Annotated in this window: 13 protein-coding genes and 1 riboswitch; all 13 genes read right to left on the minus strand. The window is 35.9% G+C overall.

The window, feature by feature from the left end; translation table 11 throughout:
* Positions 1 to 54: 54 nt before the first annotated feature.
* The 13 genes from COL05_RS23245 to COL05_RS23310 all read right to left on the minus strand — a co-directional run bounded on the left by COL05_RS23245 (position 55) and on the right by COL05_RS23310 (position 15,364).
* On the minus strand, positions 55 to 303 hold the full coding sequence (locus tag COL05_RS23245) for a DUF3243 domain-containing protein (RefSeq protein WP_000114454.1): 249 nt from the start codon (positions 301 to 303) through the stop codon (positions 55 to 57).
* Positions 304 to 378: 75 nt separating this feature from the next.
* Positions 379 to 1,092: an elongation factor P 5-aminopentanone reductase gene (gene ymfI / locus COL05_RS23250; RefSeq protein WP_098670305.1), complete on the minus strand. Its 714-nt coding sequence runs from the start codon at positions 1,090 to 1,092 to the stop codon at positions 379 to 381.
* A gap of 103 nt (positions 1,093 to 1,195) precedes the next feature.
* Positions 1,196 to 2,482, minus strand: coding sequence for an EF-P 5-aminopentanol modification-associated protein YfmH (yfmH, locus tag COL05_RS23255; RefSeq protein WP_098670306.1), 1,287 nt, complete (start codon positions 2,480 to 2,482; stop codon positions 1,196 to 1,198).
* Positions 2,483 to 3,757, minus strand: coding sequence for an EF-P 5-aminopentanol modification-associated protein YfmF (gene yfmF / locus COL05_RS23260; protein WP_098670307.1), 1,275 nt, complete (start codon positions 3,755 to 3,757; stop codon positions 2,483 to 2,485).
* 199 nt (positions 3,758 to 3,956) lie between these two features.
* Complete coding sequence (locus COL05_RS23265; protein WP_000008857.1) at positions 3,957 to 4,916, minus strand: ABC transporter permease; 960 nt, start codon at positions 4,914 to 4,916, stop codon at positions 3,957 to 3,959.
* Positions 4,917 to 5,975: an ABC transporter permease gene (locus COL05_RS23270; protein ID WP_098670308.1), complete on the minus strand. Its 1,059-nt coding sequence runs from the start codon at positions 5,973 to 5,975 to the stop codon at positions 4,917 to 4,919.
* Entirely contained in the window at positions 5,968 to 7,500 is a 1,533-nt protein-coding gene (locus COL05_RS23275) for an ABC transporter ATP-binding protein (protein WP_098670309.1), read from the minus strand. Before COL05_RS23275 ends, COL05_RS23270 begins: the two co-directional genes overlap by 8 nt.
* 117 nt (positions 7,501 to 7,617) lie before the next feature.
* Positions 7,618 to 8,694, minus strand: a complete 1,077-nt coding sequence (locus tag COL05_RS23280; protein WP_000730604.1) for a BMP family lipoprotein — start codon at positions 8,692 to 8,694, stop codon at positions 7,618 to 7,620.
* A 90-nt stretch (positions 8,695 to 8,784) separates the two neighbouring features.
* Complete coding sequence (locus tag COL05_RS23285) at positions 8,785 to 9,510, minus strand: GntR family transcriptional regulator (RefSeq protein WP_000114176.1); 726 nt, start codon at positions 9,508 to 9,510, stop codon at positions 8,785 to 8,787.
* A 233-nt stretch (positions 9,511 to 9,743) separates the two neighbouring features.
* Positions 9,744 to 9,845: riboswitch (purine riboswitch) on the minus strand.
* Positions 9,846 to 10,048: 203 nt separating this feature from the next.
* Positions 10,049 to 12,430, minus strand: a complete 2,382-nt coding sequence (locus tag COL05_RS23295; RefSeq protein ID WP_098670311.1) for a DNA translocase FtsK — start codon at positions 12,428 to 12,430, stop codon at positions 10,049 to 10,051.
* Between the two features lie 210 nt (positions 12,431 to 12,640).
* A complete protein-coding gene (locus COL05_RS23300; protein ID WP_000605026.1) occupies positions 12,641 to 12,844 on the minus strand; it encodes a YlzJ-like family protein in 204 nt (67 codons plus the stop codon).
* On the minus strand, positions 12,841 to 13,590 hold the full coding sequence (gene tepA, locus COL05_RS23305) for a translocation-enhancing protein TepA (protein ID WP_098670312.1): 750 nt from the start codon (positions 13,588 to 13,590) through the stop codon (positions 12,841 to 12,843). Before tepA ends, COL05_RS23300 begins: the two co-directional genes overlap by 4 nt.
* Before the next feature lie 103 nt (positions 13,591 to 13,693).
* The gene (locus COL05_RS23310; RefSeq protein ID WP_000823085.1) at positions 13,694 to 15,364 is read right to left on the minus strand and encodes a ribonuclease J; all 1,671 of its coding nucleotides are present in this window, start codon (positions 15,362 to 15,364) and stop codon (positions 13,694 to 13,696) included.
* Positions 15,365 to 15,908 lie beyond the last annotated feature (544 nt).

The raw sequence follows: 15,908 nt of genomic DNA on the forward strand, positions 1-15,908 counted from the left end.
TCCTGCGTTATTATTATACAAAAAAAATAGAGAGGAGAATCTCCTCTCTATTTTTTACTTATGCTGTACAAACTTTACCATTAAGTTTGCGATTGTATGTTGCTCTTGTTCATCAGCAACTTTCCAAAGCTCAGCTAATAGTTTCTCTTGATCGTTGCGTGCTTCTACTTCATTTGCTAAATAGTCACCAACACGAAATGCCATATCTGATACAGCACCACCATCAAGACCTTTTCCTTGCGCCTGTTCTAAACGTTCTCCTAAAAAGCTCTTCCATTGATCAAAATTATCTAAAACTGACATGTGTAAGCACCTCACTACTTAGTAATAGAATCATGCTTAATTTGTACAGTTTTTCATTTTTTATGTAAGAAATTTTTAGCAATGCCAACCGCCGTTCACTCCGATAATTTGTCCCGTTATATAAGATGCTCCTGGTGATACGAGAAATGACACTGTTTTTGCTACTTCTTCTGGCAATCCCAGTCTACCTAACGGAATCTCTTCAGCAATTTCATTCTTATCCTCTTCTGAAAATACATTTAACATTTCCGTTTCAATTGCACCTGGCGCCACCGCGTTCACTCTTATTCCACTTAATGAAACTTCTTTCGCTAAAGCTTTCACATATGAATTTTGCGCACCTTTTACCATCGAGTACAGCACTTCACATGATGCACCAATTTGTCCCCATATAGATGAAACAAGTACAATATTACCGCTTCTCCGCTGAATCATTGAAGGCAGTGCCATTGATAATACTTTATATATACTCTTCACTTGAAGTTCTACCATGTAATTCAATTCATCGTTCGTTACATCTGTTACGAGTCCAAATATACTCTTCCCAGCTGCATATACGATAACATCAAGAGGATGTTCAATTTGGTCCCACAATTGCTCTGCTCCATCAGCAGAAGCTAAATTGGCTTGAACAGGAATCACTTCATCCCATTCTTTCTGCAACTCATTCACTTTTTCTACACTGTTATTATAATGAATATATACTGTATATCCATCTTGAATTAATTGTTTTGAAATAGCAGAGCCAATTCCTCCGCTTCCCCCAGTTACTAATGCATACTTTTTCATACAATTCCTCTCTTATCTCAATAAAATCTTTCTCCTACAAATAAATAATACCCTCATCTTACAATTTATCAATGATAAGATGAGGGTATTATTGTGAAACCTTTTATTTTTTCGGTAAAACTTGACAAACACTCATTTTCTCTTCTGATAATAATAATTTGGCTACTTCTTGTAAATCTTGAACCGTTAGACTTTCTAATACAGTCAATGCATCAAACAGACTAGATTCATTAAACGCATATCGTGTAAATTGATTTGCAATATATTCAGGTGAATTCAAGGAGCGTAAAAAGCCACCTATTTTCTTTTTCTTTACTCGTTCTAATACCGCCTCATCTAATTGATCATAATTTGTATTTAATAAAATCCCTTTCAAACGCTCTTCCAGCTCATCAGGTTGCTTCGTATCGCCGCCTACCATTGCAAAACCGAAGTTATTCTCTTCCGTATAATCATACGAGAACGAATCATCAATAAGCCCTTCATTATATAAAGATTCGTAATGAACGGAGCTCTTCCCAAATAAATAATCTAAAAGTAACGTAAGCGCAATTTCTTGTTTTAAAAGGGCTTTCCCTTTTTCTTTTAAGTTTGTCGCTTTAATACCAACTAAACATTTCGGTGTTTGTACAGGCATTGAAATAATCTTCTTCTTTTCATTTACCTCATCTGGTTCTTCTTCAAATGAACGTACAATTTCCGACTGATTTTTATAATCTTTTTTCGCTTGATTTTCACGTACTAAATCCATTGTTTCCTCTGGATCGATTGCACCCACAACAAATAGTAACATATTGCTCGGATGATAAAACGTTTCATAACATTCATATAATAAGTCTTTCGTAATTTTACTAATCGACTCAATTGTCCCTGCAATATCAATTTTAATTGGGTGCTTTACAAACAAGCTATCAATTAACCCAAAGTATAAGCGCCAATCCGGATTATCTTGATACATTTGAATTTCTTGCCCGATAATCCCCTTCTCTTTTTCAACTGTTTTTTCAGAAAAGTAAGGCTCTTGTACGAAGTTTAACAATGTATTTAAATTTTGTTCTACATTTGATGTACATGAAAAAAGGTAAGCTGTTCTTGTGAACGATGTGAAAGCATTTGCCGATGCTCCTTGTTTACTAAACAATTGGAAGGCATCGTGATCTTCTTTTTCAAATAATTTATGCTCAAGAAAATGAGCAATTCCATCAGGCACACGAATCATTTCTTCTTTGCCTAGTGGTACGAATGTATTATCCATAGAACCATATTTTGTCGTAAACGTTGCAAATGTTTTATTAAATCCTTGCTTCGGTAAAATATATACATCTAATCCATTAGGAAGTTTTTCATAATAGAGCGTCTCTTTTAATTGCTCATAAACAATTTTCTCCATTTATTCTCCCTCCGTTCCTTGTAAAAAGTAAATTGTATCTAGTTCAATATTTTTAGCAACTTTCACAATCTCTTCTTTCGTCACACTTTCAATACCTGTAAGCCATTCTTCAACCGGACGCGTACGATCTGAAATAATACCATGATACAGCATTTCCACAAATCCGCGTGGTGTATCAATCGCCTCTAATATTTGATTTTGAATAACACTTTTCGTTTGATGCATCTCTTCTTCAGAAAAATCACCATTTTGCATCGCTAGCATTTGTTCTTTAATAATCTCAACAGCTTTTTCATAATTTTTCGCTTCGATCCCTGACATGACAAACAATAAGCCTTTATGACTTTCAAAGCGGGATGCTGCATAGTACGCTAAACTATTTTTTTCACGAACGTTAACGAATAACTTCGAATGAGAAAATCCTCCAAATAATCCATTGAACAATTGCAGTGCAAAATAATCTTCATCTTTATACGTAATAAACGTACGATAACCGATGTGTAATTTACTTTGTTTTAATTCTTGTTGTTCAACAACTTCTTTTTCTTCATTATTTCTCTTATGAAGAAGTACATTTCTTTCTCTCGCAGGACGTGCTGAAATAGAAAAATACTTACTTACAAGATCCACTGCGTTTTCTGAAATATCACCAATAATGTATAGATCCATTTCATCTTCTGCTAACACTTTTTGATAATATTGATACAAACTTTCATTTGTAATAGAAGAAACACTCTCTTTTTTCCCATTTGCACTTAAACGATACGGTTCTACTTTGCACATTTCTTCAATTAAACGCTCGTTTGCATAGCGCATTTTATCATCGTACGTAGCTTCAATTCGTTGCAAGAGCGCTCTCTTTTCACTTTCTACGATAGAAGGTAGAAAACCATTCCCCTCTGTTGCTGGGTGCAAAACGATATCCGATAACATAGAAAGTGCTTTTTCAAATAGCGGTGGTGCATCATGTAAATAAACTTCATTTGCAATATCTACATAAATAGAGATAATATGGTCTTCTCCTTTTTTACTTACATCTACTGCTAAAGAAGATCCATATAATTCTTCTAAATATTGACGAAGACGAATTACAGAAGGAAGCTTTTCTGTCGCACTTTGCAATACGTATGGCAATAGGGCACGCTCTGTCACCGTCTCCTCATTTAAAGGTGCCTTAAAACGAAATACAAAAGTATTTGTTTTATATTTATCAGTTGGAATAATATGTACTCGCAAACCACCTAACTCATGTAACTGTTGTTCCATTAGTTTCATTTATAGCCCTCCTTTACGTATGTAGGAATATTCCTCTTCAATATACAGTTTTTAGAAATAAAAAATCAACTTTTCTTCCTCACTATACTTACATTAGTCTCTTTCTAAAAACTTGAATATGTAAGGAAAATAGTAAAATTCCGTATTAAATATAGTCTATGTAAAAAAGCCCGCACTAATGTGCGAGCTTTTTTTATACTTATCGTTTTCCTTTTTCATAAGGAGTTCCTAATGCTTTCGGAGCTTCAGAACGACCTACAAAACCAACAAGCGCTAATATTGTGAAGACATACGGTAATATCGTTAATAAAACACTCGGAATTTGATCTAATACAGGAATTGTTCCACCAGTTACACTTAACGATTGTGCAAAACCGAAGAATAGTGCTGCACCTAATGCACCTAGTGGATTCCACTTCCCAAAGATCATAGCAGCTAATGCTAAGAAACCTTGTCCAGTAATAGTTGCCCCTGAGAAGTTATTAGAAATTGACATTGCAAAAATTGCTCCACCAATCCCAGCAAACACCCCTGATATGCAAACGCCAATATAGCGCATTTTATATACGTTAATCCCCATCGTATCCGCTGCCATTGGATGCTCACCAACTGCACGAAGACGAAGACCGAACGGTGTTTTATAAATAACATACCAAACAACGAATGCTAAAATAATTGCAATATACGACGTTATTGGTACGTTAGAGAAGAATATTTTCCCTAAAACCGGAATATCTGAAAGGCCTGGAATGTCAATCTTTTCAATACGGTACTGAATAAAGTCAGTCTGTCCTTTATCAAAAATCTTCTTAATTGCAAATACCGTTAATCCAAGAGATAAGAAGTTAATCGCTACACCACTTACAACTTGATCCGCTCGGAATGTAATAGATGCTACCGCATGAAGTAATGCAAATAAACCACTACCAATTGCCGCAAATAATAACGCAATCCACGGAGTCATCGTGCCCCAAGTATCACCCATTAATAAGTTTGTAACAACTCCAATAAATGCACCAAATAGCATTAGTCCTTCTAATCCGATATTTACAACACCCGATCGTTCACTAAATACACCACCTAGTGCTGTAAAAATTATAGGTGCCGATGTATATAACGTACCCGTCACAAGAATGGCTAATATATCTAAAAAGCTCATTTATTTCCCCTCCTTGCTCATGCGTGTAAGCGCCCATCTTAACACATAACTACATGCAACAAAGAAGATGATACATGCAATAATTACATTAATAAGCTCTGATGGTACATCTGCCTCAAAGTTCATTTGAGGGGAAGCACTTTTCAAACCACCAAATAATAAAGCTGAAAGGATAATACCAAACGGATTGTTCCCTCCAAGTAAGGCTACGGCAATCCCATCAAATCCTACTCCTGTAAACGAAGACATTGCTGTCATACTTTGGAATGTTCCTAATCCTTCCATCGCGCCACCAATCCCCGCAAATGCACCAGCAATTGTCATAGAGAATACTACATTGCGAGAAACTTTCATACCAGCATATTTGGAAGCATGTTGATTAAATCCTACTGATTTTAATTCATAACCTAAAGTTGTTCGATCTAATAAGAACCACATTAAAATAGCGATTAAAATTGCCACAACAATTCCCCAGTGAAGGCGCGAACCGTCAGTAATACTAGCAAGCCAGTCTGAAGATAATGACGCACTCTCTTTAATGTCATACGTTTTATCATTACCCTCGTGTAAGAAACGCTTAATAATGTCATATGTTACGTATAACGCAATATAGTTCATCATAATTGTTACAATAACTTCATTAACTTGAAATTTCCCCTTTAAATATCCAGGGATGAAACCCCAAATTCCACCTACTAATGCTGCAAATAAAATTGATAACGGAATGTGAAGAACAGCTGGTAGCGAGACTGCATAACCGAACCAAACTGCTGCAAGCCAACCCACCAGCAATTGGCCCTCTACCCCAATATTAAATAAACCTGTTCGAAATGCAAACGCCACTGATAAACCAGCAAGAATAAGTGGTATCATTGTACGAAGCGTTTCACCAATCGCACTCGCGCTACCGAACATCCCTGTCCAAAGCGCACTATAACCAACAACTGGGTCATAACCACTAACTAGCATTACAATTCCTCCGACAAGTAAGCCGAAAATAACGGATAGTACTGGGACTAAAATATTTATCGTTCGTTCTGTTAAAAGTTTTTTAGCCATTTGTACCCACCTGCTCCTTCTTTGTTCCTCCAGCCATTAACAACCCAAGCTGTTGTTCATTCGTTTCTTTCGCATCAACAATTGCTACGATTTCCCCTTCATAAATAACAGCAATTCGGTCACTAACATTTAAGATTTCATCTAACTCTAGCGATAAAAGTAATACCCCTTTTCCTTTATCCCTTTGCTCTATTAATCTCTTATGAATAAATTCAATTGCTCCTACATCTAAACCACGTGTGGGCTGTGCCGCGATTAGTAAATCTGGATTTCGGTCTACTTCACGTGCAATAATTGCTTTTTGTTGATTCCCCCCAGATAAAGCGCGTGCTAACGTTTGCTCACTAGGTGTACGTACATCAAACTGTTCAATAAGCGCCTTTGCTTTTTCTGTAATTTTACTGAAATTCAAAATCCCTTTCTTTGAAAACGGGTTTTTATAGTACGTTTGCAGCACTATATTATCTCTAACAGAAAAGTCAAGAACAAGGCCGTGTTTATGACGATCTTCTGGAATATGACCAATTCCTTCTTCTGTTATTCTTCTAACAGGCCAATTTGTTATTTCTTTTCCTTTAATTGCAATAGAACCTGACTCAACTTTTCGTAAACCAGTAATTGCTTCTATTAATTCACTTTGTCCATTTCCATCAATCCCTGCAATTCCAACAATTTCTCCCGCACGAACAGTTAAGTCAAGGCCTTTTACAGCAGGTAGTTGACGTGCATCGTGAACAACAAGGTTTGCAATTGAAAGTACCTCTTCTTTTGGTTTCGCGTCTATTTTTTCTGTTTTAAAATTCACTTGACGTCCGACCATTAATTCTGCAAGTTTATTTTCATCCGTATTTGCAACGTCAACCGTTCCAATCCCTTTTCCTTTACGAATAATCGTACAACGATCGCAAACTTCCATAATTTCTTTCAACTTATGTGTAATAAGAACAATAGATTTTCCTTCTTGCACAAGCTTTTTCATAATTTGAATGAGCTCATGAATTTCTTGTGGTGTTAACACAGCTGTTGGCTCATCAAATATTAAAATTTCCGCACCACGATAAAGAGTTTTCAAAATCTCAACTCGCTGTTGCATACCAACTGAAATATCCTGTATTTTCGCATATGGATCTACAGCTAAACCGTATTGTTCAGACAGTTTTTGAATTTCTTTAGCAGCTTCGTCAACAGCAATTTTCCCTTTTTTCTTTGGTTCATTTCCGAGAATAATATTCTCTGTAACTGTAAAATTATGAACAAGCATAAAGTGCTGATGAACCATTCCAATACCAAGGTCATTTGCTATATTCGGATTTGTGATTTTTACAGGCTTTCCTTTAATTTTAATTTCACCTTGTTCTGGTTGGTACAAACCAAATAGTACATTCATCAATGTGGATTTCCCTGCACCATTTTCTCCAAGTAAAGCATGTATTTCTCCTTGCTTTACTTGCAGCGTAATATCATCATTCGCTACAATGCCTGGGAATACTTTCGTAATGTTATTCATCTCAATTACGTATTCCATTTCGTTCCTCCTTTTAACAGGGAACATTCCCTATTACACTATTAACTTATTAAGCAATTTGGAAGTTTTATACATACAAAGGTTAGTTCTATGAACTAACCTTTGCTATTTCTCTATTTATTTTTTTAGAGAAGCTTCATATTCTTTATACTCTTTATCTGTAGCCGGTACTTTAATTTCACCATCTGTAATTTTCTTTTCAAACTCTTCTACTTTTGTTAAAATTTCAGGGTTAACCTTTTTCACGTTATCAGTTGTTTTTGAAATACCAATACCGTCATCTTTTAAACCAAACGCTTCAATTTTTCCACCTTTTAATTTTCCATCTTTTGCTTCTTTAGCTACTTTTTCTACAGCTACATCCACACGTTTAATCATTGAAGTTAATGTTACATTTTCAGGCATACCTTCTTGATGTTGGTCACGGTCAACACCGATTACCCAAACATTTTCACCTTTTTTCTTACGGTTTTTCGCTTCAGTGAACACACCGTTACCTGTACCACCAGCAGCATGATAAATTACATCTACACCTTGACCATACATTGCTGATGCAAGAACTGTACCTTTTTCAGGTTTATCAAATGCTTCCGCATATTCAGATACGATTTCAATGTTTGGATTTACTGCCTTTGCACCAGCTTTAAATCCATTTTCGAATTTACTAATTAAATCACTTTTCATTCCACCAACAAATCCTACTTTATTCGATTTTGTTGACATAGCTGCTACCGCACCCACAAGGAATGATCCTTCATGATCTTTAAATGTAATACTTGTTACGTTCGGTGCATCTACAACAGTATCAACGATTGCGAATTGTTGTTTTGGAGATTCTTTTGCAACTTCTTTAATTGCACCTTCTAATTTATAACCGATTCCGAAAGATAAATCATACTTATCTTTTGAAAATTTCTTTAAGTTTGGAATATAATCTGCTTCTTTTTCAGACTGTAGGTAGCGATAATTTGTCTTTTCCTTTAATCCATTATCTTTACCAAACTTTTTCAAACCTTCCCAAGAAGATTGGTTGAATGATTTATCATCCACGCCCCCAACATCCGTTACCATACCAACTTTGAAGTCTTTATCTTCTTTCTTGTCACTGCTCGCCTTATCGGAGTTACCACATGCACCTAACACCGTGCTTGCTGCTAATGTTAATGATAATAAAAGACCTGTTTTTTTCTTCATACTAGAAACCCCTCCTGAAATGATTTGTCTATTTTTTTATACGCTGCTGTCCCTAACTTCTTGCTGTCACCTCCCTAAAAAGGAACTCACCTACATACGTTTTCTTAGTACGTGGAAGCTAAACTTATCAGCTCTAAAATAATTGATAGAATATAAGATTGGCTCATCATTTTGATCATAGTGCATTTGTTTTAATACTAGCAGTGCTGTCTCTGGTTCACATTCTAAAATCGGTGAGATTTTCGGATGATAGCCAATTGGCTCAATATGAGCAACTGCGTATGTGATACGTTTGTGCGTATTATTATGTATCACTGTAAGCAATGATTCTTCGTTGTATCCCGATAAATCCGGCAAGATTTCTTTTGCAAGTTTATCGATACAATATACAACAGGTTCCCCATCTGCTGTACGCACACGCTCGATCATCACTGCATTAAAACCATCTTCACTATTAAACTTCTCTTTTTCTTCTTCTGTTAGACTTGTTGTAGATGATGATAGAAAGATAGTTCCTGGTGTTTTCCCCACACTAGAAATCATATCTGTAATACTAGAAAGTTGTTCAATTCCAGAAGAGAATAACGGCTTAGCATTTACAAACGTCCCTACACCATGTCTACGAATGACAACATTTTCTTCTTCTAAAATACGTAGCGCTTCCCTTAAAGTCGCTCTACTTACGCCAAGTTCTTTCGCTAAATCAAACTCTGATGGTAACTTTTGTCTTTCTTTGTAAGCTCCATCTTTAATTTTTTCTTTGATGTGATCAATCACCCGTAAATATAGGTGACGACTATCGGATTTTACTGACATAAGACTCCCCCGCATTTCAATTATTCGACCTCTGATGTAAGACTTCTTTTCTCTTTTTTCAACTTACAACATAATAAAAATTACTAAACACTAAAAACAAGCGCAATTGTCGAATAAATATTAATAATTTTTCAAGATGAAATTTTCACTCTTTACTGCATAAAAAAAACTTTGCACCATAAACATTCCTCATTTCGAGAAAAAGTTCGGCACAAAGATCTCTTACATCCTTTGTTACACACTTTTCCCCTCATAGTCCAGCAATTCATGGTTGCCGGGTAGAAACTTATGGACCTTATCTCCAAGATTATATGAGGCAGTGATTCTTTTCGAAGTAATCTTACCACTTGCTCCCATACGTGTCAACAAAATTTAACATTTTTCTACATTGAATATCGAACATTTATAAAAAACTACACCAAAGTATTCGTATTCTAAAGAACCACTTTAAATGTAAGCCCTTTCTTTACCGGTGAATATAGTATATAACAAAACCAGCATATAAAAAAGCCTAATTGTAAAAACAATTAGGCTTTTTTTATGAACTTTTTTCTTGTACATCATTAATGAGCACTTCTCGTGGTTTACTACCTTCATACGGACCTACTACACCATTCATTTCCATTGCATCAATTAAACGGGCAGCTCGCGTATAACCAACTCTAAACCTACGTTGCAACATAGAAACAGATGCTGTTTGCATTTCCACTACGAGCTGAACTGCTTCATCATATAATTCATCTTCTACTTCCTGCTTCGTATCAGGAACATCTTGCGGAATCATATCTTCTTGATATTGCGCTTTTTGCTGACCAATAACATATTCTACAACTCTCTCAACTTCATCATCTGATAAAAACGCACCTTGTACACGTACAGGCTTCGATGCACCAATTGGTATAAACAGCATATCTCCACGACCTAGTAGTTTCTCTGCACCACCACCGTCAAGAATTGTACGAGAATCTGTTTGAGAAGATACAGCGAATGCAATACGCGATGGAATATTCGCTTTAATAACTCCCGTAATAACATCAACTGATGGACGCTGCGTTGCGATAATTAAATGAATACCAGCCGCACGAGCCATTTGCGCTAGACGCATAATCGCATCCTCTACATCCGATGAAGCAACCATCATTAAATCTGCTAACTCGTCCACAATTACGACAATATAAGGTAATTCCGGTTGTTTCGCTTCTGATTGATTATTATGCTCTTTTATATAGTCATTATATCCTTCAATATTTCGCGTACCACTATGAGCAAATAACTCATAACGGCGCTCCATTTCACTCACAACTTTTTTCAATGCTTGTGATGCCTTTTTCGGATCCGTTACAACTGGTGTTAATAAATGAGGCACACCGTTATATACGTTTAACTCTACCATTTTCGGATCAATCATCATTAATTTTACTTCATGTGGTTTTGCACGCATTAAAATACTAACGATAATACCGTTAATACATACACTTTTCCCGCTACCTGTCGCACCGGCCACTAGTAAATGGGGCATTTTATTTAAGCGGGCTAATACAGCTTCACCTGTAATATCTCGTCCAAGACCAATTAACAACTTCTCTTCTGGATGATTATTAGCTTTAGAATCAAGAACTTCTCTAAGCGTTACCATAGAGACTTCTGAGTTCGGAACTTCAATTCCTACAGCTGATTTCCCGGGAATAGGTGCTTCAATACGAATGTCTTTCGCAGCTAAAGCAAGCGCTAAATCATCACTTAAACCGACGATTTTGCTTACCTTTACTCCCATATCAGGATACACTTCATATTTTGTAACTGCAGGACCTCTATGTACTTTTGTTACTTTAGCTTTCACTCCAAAGCTTTGGAAAGTACGTTCTAATTTACGAGCATTCTCATAAATTTCCGCGTTTTCATTTGTAACTTGCTTATTCTTTGGAAATTTCAATATATCAAGTGCAGGTAGCTTATAATCTTTATTTTCTACATTTGAAAATTGCATAGGAGGAGCTTGTGTTTCTCCCTCTAGCGATTCAACGATTTTTTCTCCACGCTTTTTCTTCGGCTCTTCAATTGGCGGAGCTTCTTCGACAAATGGTGAAGTGATTAACTCTTCTTCCTCTACTTCAATTCGTTTATCCTCTTCTTCATTTGCCGGATAATTTTCAGTGAAATTTGAAATAATCGGAGGATCAATTGAGATTTCTTCCATCGGCTCCACAACTTCTTCTTGTTCTGCAGCACGTTTACTCCTTGTGCTTCTCGTGGTTTTTTTCTTTTCTGTTTGTTCAGCCGTTCTTTTCGCTCTCCAGTCTTTATAGTCCCCTTGCATCACTTGAAATTGACTTCTAAGGATTCTACCAACTGGAGCTAATACTTCTCCAATATGCTTATTTGTTATACAAAGTATACCGAGAATAACTAAAATAATACCAATAATATAAGCTCCTACTTCGTCAAATAAGAAGTAACAAGTCGCGAACATAAGCGCACCAAACATGCCACCACCTAAATGAACACTATCTGGTCCTTTTTTCATTTCAAGAAAGAAATTATCTTTTGTACTCACAATAACAGAAGTATTTTGCACTGCTCCATCTTTCGTAAGAAGGTTAAATAATGTAATATGACTAAACATTAATATCGCCAATACTATTAAATAAAAACCGATTAGCCGTTTATTTAAAAGGTTCGGCCATCCACGTTTTATAACGAATGAAACTGATAAAGCTATTACACCTAACACACCAATTATGTACCACTCACCAAAGAAGAAGCGAAAAAATAACACAAACGATTTTCCTACAACACCTAGCTGTAAAATCGTAATGATTGAAAGTGCAAAAAGAGTTAAACCGACGATTTCATAATACAAAGTTGGCTTTATCGTACGTCTTGCCTTTGCCTTCGTCCCTCTTTGCTTTTGTTTTGCCATTTCTTCACCTCGTGTTCTACATATATGTAAAGCCTCCTAAAAACTCTACTTATATGTCTGTTTTCTCTATTTTTTCAGGTCTCTATATCTTCTATTTTTACACTTCTTGTAAAATGTTAAATAAACAGAAGAAAGCAGCCCTCTCATGGCTGCTCAACCGTCTTGTTTTTTATATTATACCATAGCTTCTAAACAAAATCCTTCTTTTTGCTAAAAGGTTATTTTCTGTCCAGGCTCAAACTCTAAGTAGTGAAACGGATCCGTACTTAGTACACGCACAATCGAATAATACCCATGTTCTTCTTCTGAAACCATTAATTCAACACCATTTATATTTACGACTTTTTGACTTTCACATTGCGAATAATCGGCTGGATACACGAGTTGCTCTGGCATAATTGTATATAAAATCATTGTAACATTTTCCCTTCTGCACTATCACCCACGCGACCATCTATTAATTCGTTTAATTTTCGAATCGCATTTCCGATACCACCGACATCATCTATAAGGCCATACTTCACTGCATCTCCACCAATTACATTCGTACCAATATCTCGCGTTAAATTCCCTTTCGCAAACATAAGCTCTTTAAAACGATCTTCCGTTACTTTCGAATGCTTCGTCACAAATCGAATGACTCTTTCTTGCATTTTATCTAAATACTCAAATGTTTGTGGCACACCTATAACAAGACCTGTTAGACGAATCGGATGAATTGTCATCGTCGCAGTTTCCGCAATAAATGAATAGTCCGTAGAAACGGCAATCGGTACACCAATAGAATGCCCTCCGCCTAAAACTAAAGATACTGTCGGTTTTGAAAGTGAAGCGACCATCTCAGAAATTGCTAGCCCAGCTTCAACGTCACCTCCAACTGTATTTAACACTAAAAGCAAGCCTTCAATTTTCGGATTTTGTTCAATCGCAACAATTTGCGGAATTATATGCTCATATTTCGTTGTTTTATTTTGCGGTGGCAACTGAACATGACCTTCCACCTGTCCAACAATTGTTAAACAATGAATACGTGATTCATTCATTTGTGGTACATTCGTTTGTCCAAGCTGTTGAATTTTTTCCACTATTGAAGCTTCTTTTCCAGTTTCTTTCGGTTCAGCCTCTTTCTCTTCATTTGTATAACGATCACGTTCTGTCATATCGCATCCCCTTTCACTCGTATATCACTATTATTTCTTAAGTTATAAATTTCATTCGATAGAGTTTAAAAAGAAAAAAGATCACCCGTAAAGGTGATCTTTTTTATACTTCCATAATAATCGGTAAAATCATAGGTTTTCTCTTTGTCTCTTCGTACAAGAACTGTCCTAATAATTCACGAATATTTTGTTTTAACATAGACCATTCAATTGAATATTCTTTAATTGATTGCTCAACAATCATACGTACAATCTCTGTAGAGCGGTCAATTAACGCTTCTGATTCACGTACATATACAAATCCACGTGAAATGATTTCTGGACCAGAGATAATTTTCTTTTCATCTTTACCAAGTGTTACAACAACTACTAATATTCCATCTTGAGATAACATTTTTCTATCTCGAAGAACGATATTACCAACGTCACCTACACCTAATCCATCAATTAACACATTGCCAGCTTGTACTTTGCCAACTAAGTTCGCTTCATCGTCACCAAAACCAATTACATCGCCTTTTTCTACGATAAAGATATTTTCTCTTGCAATACCTACATCTTCAGCTAAGTATGCATGTGCTTTTTGCATACGGAACTCACCATGTACGGGTACAAAATATTTCGGTTTCATTAAATTTAACATTAATTTTAATTCTTCTTGGCTACCGTGACCTGAAACGTGAACTTTTCTTTCACCGTAATAAACAACTTCAGCTCCCGCTCTAAATAACAAATCAATAATTTTCGATACAGATATTTCATTACCTGGAATTGGAGATGCCGCGATAATAACCGTATCACCTTTACGAATTGAAATTTGTTTATGAGCTTGCTTCGCCATTCTAGAAAGGGCCGCCATCGGTTCACCTTGACTACCTGTCGTTAAAATAGCTACCTTTTTCTCTGGGAAATTGTCTACTTCTTGTAGTGAAATAACCATACCTTCTGGAACATCTAAATAACCAAGACGTCTTGCGATATCTACTACCTTCACCATACTACGTCCTACAACCGCTACTTTTCGTCCTGTTTCTGCAGCTGCATCAAATACTTGTTGAATGCGATGTACATTCGATGCAAATGAAGCAACGATAATACGTCCTTCTGCGCCGTAGAACACTTTAGAAATTTCTACACCAACTTCTTTTTCAGAACCTGTATAGCCTGGACGCTCAGCATTTGTACTATCAGATAATAAACATAATACGCCTTCATTTCCGATTTGAGCCATTTTCCCAAGGTCTGCCCCACTATTTCCAATTGGGGTTTGATCGAATTTAAAGTCTCCTGTATATACGATCGCACCTTTTGATGTATGGAAACAAACACCAACAGAATCTGGAATACTATGTGTCGTTCCAAAGAATGACACCGTTGTAGTATTAAACTCTACTGTTGAATTTGAATCGATTGTTTTTAAGTCTACACGGCCTAACATACCCGCTTCGCCAAGTTTTTCTTGTATAAGTCCTACTGTTAATTTCGTTGCATACACTGGAATAGATAATTTACGAAGTACGTAAACAATACCACCAATATGATCTTCATGACCGTGAGTAATAAATAAACCTTTAACTCGCTCTTGGTTTTCCACTAAATATGTAATATCAGGAATAACGATATCAATTCCAAACATCTCATCTCCTGGGAACATTAACCCTGCATCCACAATAAAGATTTCAGAATCAATTTCAACACAGTACATATTTTTCCCGATTTCACCTACTCCACCAAGAGCAAATACTTTAACAGACTCATTCTCTTTTCTCTTCATGTTGTTGCCTGGTTTAAAAATCTTTCAAACACTGATTTCACTAAAATTGCAGAGACACCAGGGGAAACTCTACAACCACCATATATTCACCGTCCAAGACGAATGTCCTTACCGTTATGCGATATCATGTCCTTGTTTATTTTTTAAACCAGGTTTCACCTCTCTTTCATTATATAAATCAAATATCTTATTCGATATGATATGAAAATGTAATCAAATTATAATTTTTACCAATTTTGCTAAGCATACCCGTACTAAGCTACTTAGCCATATTATACCTGATACAAGAAATAGAACACAAGTTAAATCGTGCGAAAGAATAGGTAAAAGAACGGAATTATAACAAAAGTATTGAACGTATTTCCTTTATATTTGCTTCGATTTTATACTCCATATTATTTTGAAGAAATAGCCATAATTACACTAAATTAATTTCATAATATGTGTTTTCAAGACTTATTTTCCTAGAATTGAACAAAAACACTTACAAAATGGAGTTTTTTTATGAATTACGTCACATTTGAGGGGATTTTTCTAAAAAAAC

It is taken from the genome of Bacillus sp. AFS059628, from assembly GCF_002571225.1.
Classification (GTDB): Bacteria; Bacillota; Bacilli; order Bacillales; family Bacillaceae_G; genus Bacillus_A.

Coding starts and splice junctions, on each gene's coding strand:
- COL05_RS23245 (WP_000114454.1), bottom strand. CDS start 303: ATGTCAGTTTTAGATAATTTTGATCAATGGAAGAGCTTTTTAGGAGAA.
- yfmH (WP_098670306.1), bottom strand. CDS start 2,482: ATGGAGAAAATTGTTTATGAGCAATTAAAAGAGACGCTCTATTATGAA.
- COL05_RS23285 (WP_000114176.1), bottom strand. CDS start 9,510: ATGTCAGTAAAATCCGATAGTCGTCACCTATATTTACGGGTGATTGAT.
- COL05_RS23310 (WP_000823085.1), bottom strand. CDS start 15,364: ATGAAGAGAAAAGAGAATGAGTCTGTTAAAGTATTTGCTCTTGGTGGA.
- tepA (WP_098670312.1), bottom strand. CDS start 13,590: ATGACAGAACGTGATCGTTATACAAATGAAGAGAAAGAGGCTGAACCG.
- yfmF (WP_098670307.1), bottom strand. CDS start 3,757: ATGAAACTAATGGAACAACAGTTACATGAGTTAGGTGGTTTGCGAGTA.
- COL05_RS23275 (WP_098670309.1), bottom strand. CDS start 7,500: ATGGAATACGTAATTGAGATGAATAACATTACGAAAGTATTCCCAGGC.
- COL05_RS23265 (WP_000008857.1), bottom strand. CDS start 4,916: ATGAGCTTTTTAGATATATTAGCCATTCTTGTGACGGGTACGTTATAT.
- COL05_RS23280 (WP_000730604.1), bottom strand. CDS start 8,694: ATGAAGAAAAAAACAGGTCTTTTATTATCATTAACATTAGCAGCAAGC.
- COL05_RS23270 (WP_098670308.1), bottom strand. CDS start 5,975: ATGGCTAAAAAACTTTTAACAGAACGAACGATAAATATTTTAGTCCCA.
- ymfI (WP_098670305.1), bottom strand. CDS start 1,092: ATGAAAAAGTATGCATTAGTAACTGGGGGAAGCGGAGGAATTGGCTCT.
- COL05_RS23295 (WP_098670311.1), bottom strand. CDS start 12,430: ATGGCAAAACAAAAGCAAAGAGGGACGAAGGCAAAGGCAAGACGTACG.
- COL05_RS23300 (WP_000605026.1), bottom strand. CDS start 12,844: ATGATTTTATATACAATTATGCCAGAGCAACTCGTGTATCCAGCCGAT.